13 protein-coding genes and 1 tRNA gene are annotated in these 14,572 nt (G+C 40.9%); 4 read left to right on the plus strand and 10 right to left on the minus strand.

Annotation, left to right across the window (positions count from 1 at the left end):
* Positions 1-25 precede the first annotated feature (25 nt).
* The 3 genes from tgt to AAEY94_RS18910 form a co-directional block, all read right to left on the minus strand.
* Positions 26-1,150 (minus strand): tRNA guanosine(34) transglycosylase Tgt, encoded by a 1,125-nt coding sequence (gene tgt / locus AAEY94_RS18900; RefSeq protein ID WP_350979619.1) that lies wholly within the window; start codon positions 1,148-1,150, stop codon positions 26-28.
* Positions 1,151-1,292: 142 nt separating this feature from the next.
* Positions 1,293-2,333 (minus strand): tRNA preQ1(34) S-adenosylmethionine ribosyltransferase-isomerase QueA, encoded by a 1,041-nt coding sequence (gene queA, locus AAEY94_RS18905; RefSeq protein WP_350979621.1) that lies wholly within the window; start codon positions 2,331-2,333, stop codon positions 1,293-1,295.
* 68 nt (positions 2,334-2,401) lie between these two features.
* Entirely contained in the window at positions 2,402-2,590 is a 189-nt protein-coding gene (locus AAEY94_RS18910) for a hypothetical protein (RefSeq protein WP_162023547.1), read from the minus strand.
* A gap of 194 nt (positions 2,591-2,784) precedes the next feature.
* Here AAEY94_RS18910 and AAEY94_RS18915 point away from each other — a divergent pair, with 194 nt between their 5' ends.
* The 3 genes from AAEY94_RS18915 (at position 2,785) to AAEY94_RS18925 (ending at position 4,797) form a co-directional block, all read left to right on the plus strand.
* Positions 2,785-3,381, plus strand: a complete 597-nt coding sequence (locus tag AAEY94_RS18915) for an acyl carrier protein phosphodiesterase (RefSeq protein ID WP_011638153.1) — start codon at positions 2,785-2,787, stop codon at positions 3,379-3,381.
* A gap of 29 nt (positions 3,382-3,410) precedes the next feature.
* Positions 3,411-3,992: a protein disulfide oxidoreductase gene (locus AAEY94_RS18920; RefSeq protein ID WP_350979624.1), complete on the plus strand. Its 582-nt coding sequence runs from the start codon at positions 3,411-3,413 to the stop codon at positions 3,990-3,992.
* Between the two features lie 151 nt (positions 3,993-4,143).
* Positions 4,144-4,797, plus strand: coding sequence for a pseudouridine synthase (locus AAEY94_RS18925; RefSeq protein ID WP_350979626.1), 654 nt, complete (start codon positions 4,144-4,146; stop codon positions 4,795-4,797).
* Positions 4,798-5,084: 287 nt separating this feature from the next.
* On the opposite strand, the gene sstT is transcribed toward AAEY94_RS18925, so the two are convergent.
* From sstT to AAEY94_RS18955, 6 genes are all read right to left on the minus strand, one after another.
* The gene (sstT, locus tag AAEY94_RS18930; RefSeq protein WP_350979628.1) at positions 5,085-6,317 is read right to left on the minus strand and encodes a serine/threonine transporter SstT; all 1,233 of its coding nucleotides are present in this window, start codon (positions 6,315-6,317) and stop codon (positions 5,085-5,087) included.
* A 465-nt stretch (positions 6,318-6,782) separates the two neighbouring features.
* On the minus strand, positions 6,783-7,676 hold the full coding sequence (locus tag AAEY94_RS18935) for a chemotaxis protein CheV (RefSeq protein ID WP_162023549.1): 894 nt from the start codon (positions 7,674-7,676) through the stop codon (positions 6,783-6,785).
* 504 nt (positions 7,677-8,180) lie between these two features.
* Positions 8,181-8,660 (minus strand): dual specificity protein phosphatase family protein, encoded by a 480-nt coding sequence (locus tag AAEY94_RS18940; RefSeq protein ID WP_101086564.1) that lies wholly within the window; start codon positions 8,658-8,660, stop codon positions 8,181-8,183.
* A gap of 11 nt (positions 8,661-8,671) precedes the next feature.
* Positions 8,672-9,958: a DEAD/DEAH box helicase gene (locus AAEY94_RS18945; protein WP_350979631.1), complete on the minus strand. Its 1,287-nt coding sequence runs from the start codon at positions 9,956-9,958 to the stop codon at positions 8,672-8,674.
* 72 nt (positions 9,959-10,030) lie between these two features.
* On the minus strand, positions 10,031-10,582 hold the full coding sequence (locus tag AAEY94_RS18950) for a methylated-DNA--[protein]-cysteine S-methyltransferase (protein ID WP_162023551.1): 552 nt from the start codon (positions 10,580-10,582) through the stop codon (positions 10,031-10,033).
* Positions 10,583-10,586: 4 nt separating this feature from the next.
* A complete protein-coding gene (locus AAEY94_RS18955; protein WP_350979634.1) occupies positions 10,587-12,122 on the minus strand; it encodes an AlkA N-terminal domain-containing protein in 1,536 nt (511 codons plus the stop codon).
* Positions 12,123-12,334: 212 nt separating this feature from the next.
* On the opposite strand from AAEY94_RS18955, the gene AAEY94_RS18960 reads away from it, so the two are divergent.
* Positions 12,335-14,164 (plus strand): ABC transporter ATP-binding protein, encoded by a 1,830-nt coding sequence (locus tag AAEY94_RS18960; protein WP_350979636.1) that lies wholly within the window; start codon positions 12,335-12,337, stop codon positions 14,162-14,164.
* Positions 14,165-14,388: 224 nt separating this feature from the next.
* On the opposite strand, the gene AAEY94_RS18965 is transcribed toward AAEY94_RS18960, so the two are convergent.
* Positions 14,389-14,464: transfer RNA gene (locus AAEY94_RS18965), tRNA-Val, on the minus strand.
* Positions 14,465-14,572: the final 108 nt, after the last annotated feature.

A 14,572-nucleotide genomic window follows, 5' to 3' on the forward strand; every position in this document is an offset into this window, starting at 1 on the left:
AGTTCTCTCTTCTTATTAGCTAAAATTAAACGATTAACTCAGGTACTTCACGACCAAAACTGGTATAGAACTCCTTAACAAAGGCGTCTAATGTACCTGTCTCAATTGCGCCGCGCAAACCTTCCATCAACATTTGGTAATAACGTAAATTATGGATGGTGTTTAAACGCGCACCTAGAATTTCATTACAACGATCTAAATGGTATAAATAAGCACGTGAATAGTTTTTACAAGTGTAACAATCACACTTAGGATCTAATGTTGCTGTGTCATCACGGTGACGTGCATTACGAATTTTAATCACACCTTCACTGGTAAATAAATGGCCATTACGGGCATTACGTGTTGGCATTACACAGTCAAACATATCCACACCACGACGAACACCTTCGACTAAATCTTCAGGTTTGCCTACGCCCATTAAATAGCGCGGCTTGTCAGCAGGAATTTGCGGACAAACATGCTCTAAAATACGGTGCATGTCTGCTTTAGGCTCGCCAACAGCTAAACCACCTACGGCATAACCATCAAAACCGATGTCTACAAGACCCTTTACGCTCTCGTCACGTAAATCTTCAAATACGCCACCTTGAATAATGCCAAACAAAGAGTTTGGGTTTTCTAAACGGTCAAACTCATCACGTGAGCGCTTAGCCCAACGCAGTGACATTTGCATCGACTTACGTGCTTCGTCATGTGTCGCTGGATACGGTGTACATTCATCAAAAATCATCACCACGTCAGATCCTAAAGAATCCTGAATTTGCATTGATTTTTCTGGGTCTAAGAAAATCTTTTCACCATTGATCGGTGAACGGAAATGCACACCTTCTTCAGTGATTTTTCGAATGTCACCTAAACTAAAAACTTGGAATCCACCCGAGTCAGTTAAAATAGGACGCTGCCAATTCATAAAGTCGTGCAAATCACCGTGTTTACGCATGATCTCTTCGCCAGGACGCAACCATAAATGGAAGGTGTTGCCCAATAAAATGTCGGCACCAGTAGCGCGCACTTCTTCAGGCGTCATACCTTTTACCGTACCGTAAGTTCCAACAGGCATAAATGCTGGTGTTTCTACAGTGCCACGATCAAAAATAAGACGTCCGCGACGTGCACGACCATCAGTTGTATCTAATTCAAATTTCATAAATCACCTTGCCAGATAAACAGTCTGACTCGTTTAGTTTCTATAGTAATGAGGGCAAATTTTAATGCTTCAAGGTTACTGACACATTAAATCAAAAAAACGCCCACTATTGTGGGCGAGTATTTTAAATCAAATTCATTGCCTACGGGGCTTTTTTCGTCACAAACATCGCATCGCCATAGCTAAAAAAGCGATATTTTTGCGTAATCGCATGTTGATAAGCCTTCATGACCGCTTCATAACCTGCAAAAGCACTCAACAGCATGATTAATGTTGATTCTGGTAAATGAAAATTAGTGACCATGGCATCAACAACTTTAAATTGAAAACCTGGGTAAATAAAGATATCAGTATCACCACTAAAGGCTTCAAGCGGACGTTCTCCACTCGCGCGCGCTGCGCTTTCTAATGAACGCACTGATGTTGTGCCGACGGCAACAACACGATTTCCAGCCGCTTTAGTAAGCGCAATTAGGTCAACAACCTCTTGTGGCACATTAGCCCATTCTGAATGCATCTTGTGCTCAAGCACATTATCTACTCGCACTGGTTGGAATGTACCCGCACCCACATGCAAAGTCACAAAGGCAATATTGACCCCTTTGGCTTTTAAATCGGCTAGCATGGCATCATCAAAGTGTAAGCCTGCTGTAGGTGCAGCTACTGCGCCTGGCGTTTGGTTATACACTGTTTGATAACGTTCTTTATCAGCATCTTCATCTGGACGATCGATGTAAGGAGGCAGTGGCATATGGCCAACGTCTTCAAGGACTTCTAATATGGTTTTATCAGACAGTAACTCAAGCTCAAACAAAGCATCGTGACGAACTAACATTTTCATTTGGTAGCCGCCGTCTAAGTCGATAATCGTATCCACTTTAGGCGATTTTGAACTGCGAACATGGGCTAGAATACGTTTATCGTCGAGCATACGTTCAACGAGAATCTCAAGCTTACCGCCAGTCGACTTTTGACCAAATAAACGCGCAGGTATGACTCGGGTGTTATTAAACACCATCAAGTCTCCAGGATTGATCAGATTGAATAAATCAGTAAACTTTTTGTCGGCAAGCTCACCGTTTTCGCCACTTAATGTGAGTAAACGCGAAGCATTGCGTTGTGCTGTCGGATAGCGAGCAATCAGCTCATCAGGTAGGTCGAATGAAAAATCTGCAACACGCATAGTATGATCTCAACAGTAAAAACGGCCGCTAGTCTATGGCGACTGCGGGTTAAGATCAAGTTTGGTGATTATTTTGTCGGCTTTTGTTCTATCGACTCGGTGTCGATATCGTCCAATTCAATAGTATCTGACTTGGCAGAGTCAAAGGTTTGGTCCGATTTATATGAATGTTCTTCATAACGCATGTCGATGTGTACTTTATTTCTTTTTGGTGCAGCTGGCTTACCCAATAACTTTTTAATCCAGTCTTTCATCATCCTTGATCCCTAAATTAATCCTATAACCTTTAAAAAGCAGTCACATATACGCATCACAATGATACGAAGCTCAATACTCCATGACATTTATCTATAAAACGTTATGATTAACACCACTCACTTGCCACTTTGTAACGCTTTGTTACAAACGGCTAGTATCATACTGTAAAATAATAAAATTAGAAGTACAATTTATGAACTTTTTAGCTCACTTACATTTAGCCGATATCAGCGATACTCACCTAGTAGCTAATTTGTCGGGTGATTTCGCGAAAGGTAACATAGAGCAACATCCAAAACATCTGCAACAAGGGATATGGCTTCATCGACAGATAGACCAAATTACTGATAGTCATGAAATTATTATCGACCTGCTCAAGCTGTTTCCTAAAACCTCACGTCGTGTTGCACCGATATTAGTAGACTTAGTATTTGATCATTACTTAGCATTTTATTGGGAAGAGTATCATCATCAGCCATTAGATGAATTTTGCCAAAAAGCATACCACCAGCTTAGTACTACACTTGAACTACCTCCGACGTTACAGGCCATTGCGCCACAAATTATCCAACAAGATTGGCTAAGTAGTTACCAAACAAGGCAAGGATTAGATCAAGCGATTAAAGGCGTCAGTCGTCGTTTATCAAAACCAGAACTTTTTGACCATGCCATTAAAGATATCGATAAGATTTATATTGATATCGAGATTGCATTTAGAACCTTTTATCCACAGTTAATGGCCTATAGCAGGCTTTATAGTCGTAAGACTCCGGCAGCATATTTACCTTAATACAGGGTATTTATAGGAATTGATGTCGTATGCCGTCATGGTTACTTAATCTAAAATACACACTCAAAACCAAACGGTTTTGGCTAACGAGTCTACGCGATATAATCGTTATTGCGGTGGTGTTGTTCGCTATCGCGAGTTATCTACAGCGAGATATGCGAACAGGCATAGCGATGCCAATTAACGCATATACTATCGCCAATAAACCAATATCATTATTTACTTCAGCATCAATTGACGCCCAGCAGCATATCAGAGAGAACAGTACCCAAAATAAACCCACCTTGGTCTATTTTTGGGGCACTTGGTGTCCGGTGTGTAAAGTGACCTCTCCTATGGTGAACTCGGTTAATCTTAATCCAGATTATCAGGTTGTTTCCATTGCAGTAGCTTCAGGTTCTGACGACGACATCAGCACCTTTATGCAACATCATCATTATCATTTTGATGTCATCAATCAGCATCAAACAATGTTATTAAGCCAACAATGGGGCGCCATGGCATTGCCTGCTATTTATATCGTTGATACTGAAAACAATATTCGCTTTGTTACCTCTGGCGTAACAAGCAGTTGGGGAGTGTCATTACGGTTATGGTTAGCGACCTGGTAAAGCAGCCATAACCAAACAGCATTATTCAGTCGAATAATTGGTTTTTGGTTATCAGTAAAACTTTGTTAGTATCCGCAACATGAGTACTCGCGAGATTAACGTTTCGCCACATCAATACCTGAATCAGACACAATTAGAGAGACAATTTATAATGCACATCTTTACTTATCAACCACCCTCAATTCCGTGGTTGGACATACGCTATAAAGACCGTGACATTATCGTCATCAATAAGCCTTCAGGCCTATTATCAAATCCAGGGCGTTCACCTGACACACACGATACGGCCATAACCCGTTTGCAACGATGCTATCCTGAAGCGATTTTGATCCATCGTTTAGATTGTGATACTTCTGGGATCATGATTTTTGCTCGTACTAAAAAAGCGGAATCACATTTAAAAATTCAGTTTCAAAATCGCCAGGCCAAAAAAGTGTACATTGCTGAAGTGATTGGCCACGTGGGTGAACAACAAGGTAAAGTGAACTTTGCCCTAGGACCTAATCCTGATTCACCACCATTCCAAATGCTTACAGATTCAGGCAAGGCTGCGTTAACCTACTTCAACGTTTTGGAGCATCGTGCTCATTCAACTTTGATGGAATTAAAACCTCATACTGGCCGGACTCATCAGCTTAGGGTTCATATGTTGGCGCTTGGCCATACCATTTTAGGCGATGAATTCTATGGTGATGAATCAACAATTAATGCCAGTAAACGGTTAAACCTGCATGCTCAATCACTTACTATTACCCATCCTTATAGTCAAATCGAGATGACGTTTTTTAGTCAGCATCCATTTTAATATCTTAACCAAAGCTTGGGATAATAGATGAGAATGTAGTCAGAAGGATTAAAAGCTTAGCGATTAATCACTATCAATATTATTATTTGTCTTAGTAACAAGACGAATCGACGCGTCAATATCTAGCCTATTGCAAATCTTCTTGTGTAAAGAATAACGCAGGTATCAAGACAAGGAACTGTTTGAGAGGCGTTTGTTATCTTCACATCAGGTTACATTGGCCATTCAAACAAAAAAATGCCGACGCTATCGCGTCGGCATTTATCAATAAGGACTTTTTCACGATATTAACGCGCTTGAGCTGTCTCTTTCGTTTCAGCAGCTTCACATGCTGCAGCAGTAAAGATCACATCTGTAGAGCTATTTAATGCAGTTTCAGCTGAGTCTTGAATCACACCAATAATAAAACCAACTGCCACAACTTGCATAGCAACATCATTAGAAATGCCAAACAAACTACACGCTAATGGGATTAATAATAGGGAACCACCGGCAACACCTGAAGCACCACAAGCAGAAACGGACGCTATCACGCTCAATAACAGAGCTGTCATAAAGTCCACTTGAATACCCAAAGTATGAGCTGCTGCTAATGTTAATACCGTAATGGTAATCGCAGCACCACCCATATTAATGGTGGCACCTAATGGAATAGACACAGAATAGGTGTCTTTATGCAATTTTAGCTCTTCACACAATGCCATGTTGACCGGAATATTGGCCGCACTTGAACGGGTGAAAAAGGCTGTAACACCACTTTCACGTAAACATTTAAATACTAATGGATATGGATTACGTTTAATTTTGACATAAACGATAATAGGGTTAATCACCAAAGCAATGAATAACATGGATCCCACAAGTACCATCAATAATTGGCCGTAACCCGCAAGAGCATCGAAACCTGTTTCAGCAAATGTAGCCGCAACTAAACCAAAAATACCAATTGGTGCTAAACGAATTACAAAGCGAACTATATTTGACACCGCATCACTGACATCAGAGAGCATTTGCTTAGTACTGTCGCTGGCATGATGCATGGTTATCCCAAGACCTGCCCCCCACACCAAAATACCGATGTAATTGCCCGTCAATAATGCGTTCACCGGATTATCAACAATTTTGAACAATAAGGTATTGATTACTTCGCTAATCCCTTGAGGAGGATTTGAGCCCTCTATCCCGGCAGTTAGTAGTAACGTCGTTGGAAAAGCAAAACTGAATAATACTGCGGTTAATGCCGCTGCAAACGTTCCGAAAAGATATAGCCCAATGATAGGACGCATATTGGTTTGACTATTTTTCTTTTGATTGGCAATCGATGATGCAACCAAAACAAAAACCAGTATTGGCGCAATGGCTTTTAAAGCACCCACAAAAAGTGAGCCCAAAAAAGCCACATTATTGGCACCTGTGGTTGAAATACTTGCCAGAATCACGCCCAAAATGATTCCGCTGATGATTTGTAGCACGAGGCTACCGTTAGCGATACGAGCTAACAGTGATGTTTTTTGATTCATTGCTTAACCTATGATTATTATATTCATGACTTTTTTGATCAAGGTTTTGCTTATCTTTAGAAAAGGAAACATCATAATACTCGTCTTATCCACGTATTCATCACCTTGCAACTTACAGCGATATAATACTTAGGTTACGATACTCATGACATCTCGATAATATCAATGCTATTACTGAAAACACCCTACTCTCTTACTCATTGAAGGATATTAACTCACCACAATCAATTAGCACACTTCAATCAATCCGTTTTCAGGGATAGCACTCCCTCATTAAAGTTAAGCATTACCTTGTGCCCAGCGAATATACTGAACACTATAAAAGCCTTGTAGCTATATATCAGGATGCCATGTAATAAGTCTAGTGTTGATACCAAATGAGTAAAAAAATTCAATCATCGGTCATAAAGAGAGCACTAATTTGACGGTTACAGGCTGAAAATACCAAAAATAAAACAATGACAATCATCCAGCAGGCTGCAATGCTTGAGCACCTCTAAGCATCGCTTCAATCAACTCTTTAGCATCAAACTTAGTTAACGCCTCATTGGCTCCGACTTGTTTGGCTTGGCTGACACTGATTTCGCTGGATAATGACGTATGTAAAATAATGTACGCATGTTCAATTGCTGGATTATTTTTGACCTCAAAGGCTAATTCGTATCCATCAAGTCCTGGCATTTCAATATCACTCACCAGTAAATCAATAGGCTTTCGTTCTTCCGCGGCTTGTTGCATCATCTGCAGAGCGTCGCGACCATCTGCCGTCACCTGATAAGCAATGTTAATAGAGTCTAATGCATCAGATAATTGTTTACGGGCAACTTTTGAGTCATCCACCAGTAAAATACGTAACGGTGTTAATTTCTCACGTTGTACATCGGTTAATATCGCTCGATTATTAATCGGATCATCCGGAAATATTTTCGACAGTAATAACTCGACATCTAATAACTGAACGAGCTGATCATTAAAACGGGTTACACCTGTTAAAAAGGCATTTTTGCCTAAGTTACCTGAAGGTGCTTCGATATTACGCCAATTACATTCAATGATTTTATCGATTGAGCGCACAAGAAAACCTATCACCATTCTCTGACAATCAGTAATGATGATATAGCTATCTTTAAGCTCTGCTTCGGTAACGGGTCTATAGCCAATACCTGCAGCCATATCGATAATCGGAATAGTCATACCCCGAATGGTTGCTGCACCAAGAATAGCCGAGTGAGAGTGTGGGATTTTAGTTAAAGGAGTAAACGGCACGAGTTCACGAATTTTTAAAGTACCTAAAGCAAACACTTGTGTTTGATTTAATTTAAAAAGCAATAAACCCTGCGATTGATTCGCTTTGCTCATTTTCGGACTCATCATTACCCCTTCATCTGAAGACTGAAATCTACTTCACTATAGCATTTATCGTCAGTCTTTAGACTAGCTTAAGTGGCCTATTTTATCTGCAAAGATCATTACAAATCACAAAATTAGCTATTCATCCGATAATAGCCAACTCGATAAATCATTACGATACAATTACGGTTCTATAAATAATGAGTATTTGAGGCGGAGACTTTGGTTGATAACCAGAAATAGCAAACTACATTAGTACTATTTCCGCAACAAGTTGTCGATATGTCGTGCAAAAAAGATCAACGATTGAATTGTTGTGAACCTTCTTATGTAATTTATCAAAGCCGGGAAAAACTTAATCGGCAATATACACATATAAGCTAGAACATAGTGCAAGTTAGCACCGAATATAGCCTAATAAAAACAACAAAGGGAAACAACGATAATTAAATCAGCCACTGATTTAATTATCGTTGTTTCCCTCATTATTATGATGCTTTAAATTGACATTAATCAGTTCGAAGCAGATTGCAGCTCGTAAAGCACATCATAAACAAATTGATCCCACCCCTCAGCATCGAACGCTAAGCCACTGGCATTACGAACTTGACTAACCGCATGCAAAGGCGCTGCACCGTTCTCCATCATATAATAAGCCATCACCATTTCTGTACGATTGATCCCAGAGCGACAATGGAGTAACACTGGTAACTGATCAGTTTCACATTCACGAATAAATGTTAATACCTGGGGGAGTATTTCAGCACAAATAGCTAAATCATGCGGCTTAGGTGGAATATTATCAGGTAAATTAAATACTTTATGACGAAGACCTAATTCAGCCATAGCGTCGATATCGCAACCTTCACCATTATTTAAGGATGCAATTGCACCGAAACCGGCTTGCTTTAACTCAGCTAAGTCCCACGCATCTTTGTTTGGACCGCTACGGCCTGCAACTTGTCCATCAACTAACCAAAAAATATGTTTCATATTACCTACTACTAATCTGGTTTTTTAGCCCAAATATCAACATTAACTGAGGACAACTTTTTACGTTTTTTCTTACCGCTACCTTCTGGCTTCGCTATTGGCTTAGGTTGTTCCAGTACGCTTTCAGGCACTACATCATCAGCCTCAAATCCGTTAACTTGTTCACGTTCAAGGCGAATTTGATTCTTTTTCTCGATAACAGAGAAGTGATGATACTCATCATGCGACAACAAGGTCAACGCTAAACCGACCTCTCCCGCACGTCCGCTGCGACCAATTCGATGCATATAATCTGCTGGACTGCGCGGTAAGTCAAAATTTATTACCACTGGTAATTTTTCAATATCAAGGCCACGAGCAGCAATGTCAGTCGCTATGAGCACTTGAATATCTCCAGCCTTAAAACCTTCCAATACACGACTTCTCGCGCCTTGGGCTTTATCACCGTGAAACACCTCTGCAGTGATACCACGTTTAGCCAGTTTTTGAGCTAAATGATTGCAACTATTTTTGGCATTAACAAAAATCAATACTTGGCGCCATTGATGTTGTTGTAGCAAGTGCGCAAGTAATGCGGTCTTTTTTTCACGATTAACCGTCATTACCCGTTGTACTAATGTACTCGCTTCAGCGCTTTGTAATTGTATCTCAAGCGGATTAACGAGCAGCGCTTGCGTTAGTTGGCGTACTTCATCTGGAAAAGTAGCTGAAAACAATAACGTTTGTTTTTGCTTAGGAAGTAAATTGAGTACTCGAGTCAATTCTTCAGTAAAACCAAGGCTTAACATTCGGTCAGCTTCATCAAGTACTAACGTTGTCACTTGGGACAACTTTAGTGCATTTGACGATACTAAATCGAGTAAACGACCTGGCGTAGCGACCACCACATCGGCACCACCACGCAATGCTAACATCTGAGTATTAACAGATACACCGCCAAATGCAGCAACCACTTTAATGTCGCCATTTAAATGAACCGCATAGGATTTAAAGCTGTCGGCAACTTGCTTAGCGAGTTCTCGCGTTGGAACCAAGACTAACGCACTGACAAAATTACCTTTGGCAGATGTTGTTGCCCGACGACTCACCAATTGATGTAAAATCGGCAATGCAAAAGCCGCTGTTTTACCTGAGCCGGTATTGGCACCTGCCAGTAAGTCTTTACCGGTTAGTGTGCTAGGAATGGTTTCTGCTTGGATTGGTGTAGGCTGCAGGTATTTAAGCTCAGCTAATCTGGCCAACAATGGAGTATGCAGGCCAAATTCAGCGAAAGTCGTAGCTAAAGAAGCTTGGGTCATGTATCAAATGCGCTCAAAATAATGGATATCAATCGGACATTTTAACGTACTTTGGCACAGCAGTCAGATAAATTAGTTAATTTCTTCAATCCCTTCTAAGTCTAGTAGCCACTGCTTCATATCGAGCCCATAAGCATAACCGGTTAACTTACCGCCTTTGCCTATCACCCGATGACAAGGAACGATAATGGCTATTGGGTTTGCACCATTTGCAGCCCCGACCGCTCTGACAGCTTTAGGTCGCCCAATAGTATTAGCGATATCACTGTAACTGCAGCGATGGCCGAATGTTAATTGACTCAGAGCATGCCAAACCTCATGTTGAAACACGGTACCTTTAGGCGCTAGTGGAACACTGAAATGCTGCCTTTGATTAGCGAAGTACTCTGTTAATTGAATGACTGTTGTATCAATGTGTTGTTGGGCTTGTATCAATAAATCTTGAGTAGTCTCAGTATTGCTTTGTTGGAGTATAAACTGAGTTTGAATCTCTACGAGCAAGCTCGTTTGGGCAAGATCTTCAACCTGTAGATGGGTTAATCCATACTCAGATGCTTTAAGCGAGAGTAAACCAACAGGACTTGTGACTAAAGCATGACACTTCGGCGAAGTAAAATGGGTCATAATATTATCCGTTTTTTGCAGCGACAGGATCGTTATCCCAAAGCTGGAAGGTTAAGTAGCTGCCCCAAGGTGATGCTTGTTTTGCAATGTCGGCTGCAATGCTTAAGTAAGATTTAGGGGTTTCAATAGGTTTACCCGATTGGTCACGTAACGCATGAAGACGATTTTTGATGACTAAATCAGAACTCAAAAAAACATCAGGGTCACTCAAACCTCGCATTTTCGCGTAAGCAACAGTCCATGGACCGATACCTTTTACGGACAACCAATCGTCAGGCGTTGAGTCTGGATGTTGATGAACAAATTGCCCCAAGGCATTTAATGCTAATTTTCGAGCACCTGGCATGTTAAGTTCATCTAATGAAGCGCTAGCAATAGCTTGTGCCGTCGGAAATAACCGCCAAGCCTTACCATCGATGAACAGTGTTTCACCATAAGATTTAACCAATAAATTTAATAGTTTAGTGGCTTGCACCACACTCACTTGTTGCCCTAATACGGCACGGCAAGCGGCCTCAAATACACTACCTGCCGCGGGAATACGCAAACCACTATCAATTTTGGCGCCTAATTCTATGATAGGAGATAATGCCTGCTGGATTATCGCCATGTCAGCATCTAAATCAAACATACGCCGTAATTGCAGAGTAATATAATGCAAGGATTTAATATCATTGGCATCGGCTAAGTAAATACTCACATCAAGTTGAGGTTTATCGGCATTCAGTGAAATGTAAAAAAAGCCTTCTACACCATTAAATGAGAAGGTTCGGCCATAACGTCCCGAAATATCATCAATGACCTCCATATTATCAACTTGACGAAAGGCATAAAAAGCCAACATCTTCGCCCAATTTAGGGGTGGCCGATAAGATAGTGCTAATGTTATTGGTTTAATGTTAATACTCACTTGGTTTCTTTTATAAGGATGAGTTTCATCAGTTGAACGTCGGCTCTTTCGGCGTAAATCACTCGGTGTTAATAGTAGTTCTTGTTTAAAAATTTCATTAAAGCGCCTGATGCTATTAAAACCAGCGGCCATGGCGATGTCTGTCATTGATAATTGAGTTTGGTGTAATAGCTGCTTAGCAAACATCAACTGCTGATACAACGCAAAACGTTTAGGTGAAGTCCCCAAACCTTGGTTAAAGAGTTTATTTAAATACCGACTGGTAATACCTAATTTATCAGCCAACTTGACGATCGTTCCTGCATCTTCACCATTTAAAAAGCCTTGTTCGATTAACGTGATAGCACGCATTAACGTTGTTTGAGTACCTAACCACGCAAATGAACTTGGCGCACTATCGGGCCGGCATCGCAGACAAGGCCTAAGTCCAGCATTAGCCGCTTTTATAGCAGAATCAAAGTAACGGACATTTTTTTCATAGGGTGCAGGAGCGGGACAAATTGATCGGCAATAAATGCCAGTAGTGATAACTCCGGTAAAAAATTGACCATCAAAGCGAGCGTCACGACTAAGCCTTGCTTGCTGGCAGATCTGTGCTGCAATATAACAATCACTGTTAATCTGGACCATTCGTCTATTTAGCCTTATATCACTCAATGGAAAACTGAACTATTTTCTGCTTATACCGTATTTAAGAGGTTACTTTACCGAAATACAACAACCACGACTAGCGGAAAACGGAACCCAATCGTTTCGTATATGGTAACAATTTAACCCATTACATTTGGCCTTTTTGCGTTATCCTAGTCAGCAGAATTTTCACCATTAAGTTAGAGCATTAGATGTTTAAATTTTTTGAATCATTGACCCAAGCTTTACCACAAGAAGAACCGACTCAGCCACCCAATACTTTGTACGCATTTTGTCGTCATTATACTCGCGGGTTTGGTTTGCCTTTAATTATCATGTCAGTACTGACAGCCATAATGGCAATGTTGGAAGTGTCATTGTTTGGTTTTATGGGGCAACTGGTAGATTGGTTAGTCACCAAAAACCCACAAACATTGTGGCAAGATGAAAGCACAACGTTAATTACCATGTCAGTAATTGTCTTAGTCGTCATACCGCTGGTTGTCTGGTTACATGCTTCTATCGTGCACCAAACGCTTTTGGGTAACTACCCCATGGCTATTCGTTGGCAAGCACATCGCTATTTACTCAAGCAGAGTATTTCATTTTATCAAGATGATTTTGCAGGACGAATCGCCACAAAGGTAATGCAAACTTCGCTTGCTGTACGTGAAACGGTCATGAAACTACTGGATGTACTGATGTACATTTTGGTGTATTTCACCTCGATGTTGGTCATGATTGCCACTGCTGACGTACGTTTAATGTTACCCATGCTCGTTTGGTTAGCGGCTTACGTGTTGATTCAATGGAAACTCGTTCCAAAGCTGAAAGCAATATCGACAGAACAAGCTGATGCTCGTTCAACAATGACCGGCCGTATTGTCGACAGTTACACCAACATATCAACCGTAAAGCTGTTCTCGCATACGACTCAAGAAGCTGACTACGCCCAAGATAGTATGACGCGTTTCTTAAAAACCGTTTATGGCCAAATGCGTCTCGTAACGATCATTAATGTTTTAGTACAAATCATTAATTACATATTAGCGTTCACCATTGCGGCTGTGTCTATTTGGTTATGGGCAGACAATGCGATTACGGTTGGTGCCATTGCGATTGCGGTGAGTTTAGCGTTACGCTTGAATGGCATGTCACAATGGATTATGTGGGAAATCAGTTCGCTATTTGAAAATATTGGTACCGTTACCGATGGTATGAATACCTTATCAAAACCCATTGCTATCCAAGATAAAATCGATGCAAAAGACATTGTTGTTGACCACGGTAAAATCGATTTCAATCAGGTTTGCTTTCATTATGGTGAAAAAGCCGGCGTCATTGAGCAACTAAATCTGAATATTAAAGCGGGCGAGAAAGTCGGTCTTGTAGGACGTTCTGGTGCAGGGAAATCGACCTTAGTCAACTTATTGATGCGTTTTCATGATGTTGAAAAAGGCCAAATATTGATTGATGATCAACCTATAACGGATATAACCCAAGACTCATTACGGGCAAATATTGGTATGGTGACTCAGGATACGTCGTTATTACATCGTTCGATCCGTGAAAACATTCTGTACGGTGATCCACATGCCAGTGATGAAAAATTAATAGCGGCGATAACTCAAGCACAAGCTGCAGAGTTTATTGACAATTTAACGGATCCCTTTGGTAACAAAGGGCTTGATGCCCAAGTGGGTGAGCGCGGCGTTAAGCTGTCTGGTGGACAACGTCAGCGAATTGCTATTGCAAGAGTATTACTTAAGAATGCGCCAATTCTATTGCTTGATGAAGCCACTTCAGCATTAGATTCTGAAGTCGAAGCAGCGATTCAAGAGTCGTTGTATGAATTGATGGAAGGTAAAACAGTGATTGCGATAGCGCATCGACTTTCAACGATTGCAGCTATGGATAGACTCATTGTATTAGATAAAGGCTGTGTTGTTGAACAAGGTACTCATCAAGAACTGATTAATGCCAAAGGGATATACGCACAACTGTGGGCCCATCAAACTGGCGGTTTTTTAGGATTAGATTAATCGAAAGTTGAACAATTAGCATTAGCCACTCAAATTTGAGTGGCTTTTTTATGCATAGCTATAAAAAATAAGCACAAAAAAATTGAGAGCATCACATTGGATTGCTTGGATTGCTTGGATTGCTTGGATTGCTTGGATTGCTTGGATTGCTTGGATTGCTTGGATTGCTTGGATTGCTTGGTAAAGCTTTGAGGCATATCAAGGGATAATACAGAAATAAAATATGGTGGTCGCTACTGGGCTCGAACCAGTGACCCCCTCCTTGTAAGGGAGGTGCTCTCCCAGCTGAGCTAAGCGACCTGGGATAAAACGTAAATGTAAGCTTAAATTGATATGGTGGTCGCTACTGGGCTCGAACCAGTGACCCCCTCCTTGTAAGGGAGGTGCTCTCCCAGCTGAGCTAAGCGA

The organism is Shewanella sp. AC34-MNA-CIBAN-0136 (genome assembly GCF_040309945.1).
Taxonomy (GTDB): Bacteria; Pseudomonadota; Gammaproteobacteria; order Enterobacterales; family Shewanellaceae; genus Shewanella.

Coding starts and splice junctions, on each gene's coding strand:
- tgt (WP_350979619.1), bottom strand. CDS start 1,150: ATGAAATTTGAATTAGATACAACTGATGGTCGTGCACGTCGCGGACGT.
- queA (WP_350979621.1), bottom strand. CDS start 2,333: ATGCGTGTTGCAGATTTTTCATTCGACCTACCTGATGAGCTGATTGCT.
- AAEY94_RS18910 (WP_162023547.1), bottom strand. CDS start 2,590: ATGATGAAAGACTGGATTAAAAAGTTATTGGGTAAGCCAGCTGCACCA.
- AAEY94_RS18915 (WP_011638153.1), top strand. CDS start 2,785: ATGAACTTTTTAGCTCACTTACATTTAGCCGATATCAGCGATACTCAC.
- AAEY94_RS18920 (WP_350979624.1), top strand. CDS start 3,411: ATGCCGTCATGGTTACTTAATCTAAAATACACACTCAAAACCAAACGG.
- AAEY94_RS18925 (WP_350979626.1), top strand. CDS start 4,144: ATGCACATCTTTACTTATCAACCACCCTCAATTCCGTGGTTGGACATA.
- sstT (WP_350979628.1), bottom strand. CDS start 6,317: ATGAATCAAAAAACATCACTGTTAGCTCGTATCGCTAACGGTAGCCTC.
- AAEY94_RS18935 (WP_162023549.1), bottom strand. CDS start 7,676: ATGAGCAAAGCGAATCAATCGCAGGGTTTATTGCTTTTTAAATTAAAT.
- AAEY94_RS18940 (WP_101086564.1), bottom strand. CDS start 8,660: ATGAAACATATTTTTTGGTTAGTTGATGGACAAGTTGCAGGCCGTAGC.
- AAEY94_RS18945 (WP_350979631.1), bottom strand. CDS start 9,958: ATGACCCAAGCTTCTTTAGCTACGACTTTCGCTGAATTTGGCCTGCAT.
- AAEY94_RS18950 (WP_162023551.1), bottom strand. CDS start 10,582: ATGACCCATTTTACTTCGCCGAAGTGTCATGCTTTAGTCACAAGTCCT.
- AAEY94_RS18955 (WP_350979634.1), bottom strand. CDS start 12,122: ATGGTCCAGATTAACAGTGATTGTTATATTGCAGCACAGATCTGCCAG.
- AAEY94_RS18960 (WP_350979636.1), top strand. CDS start 12,335: ATGTTTAAATTTTTTGAATCATTGACCCAAGCTTTACCACAAGAAGAA.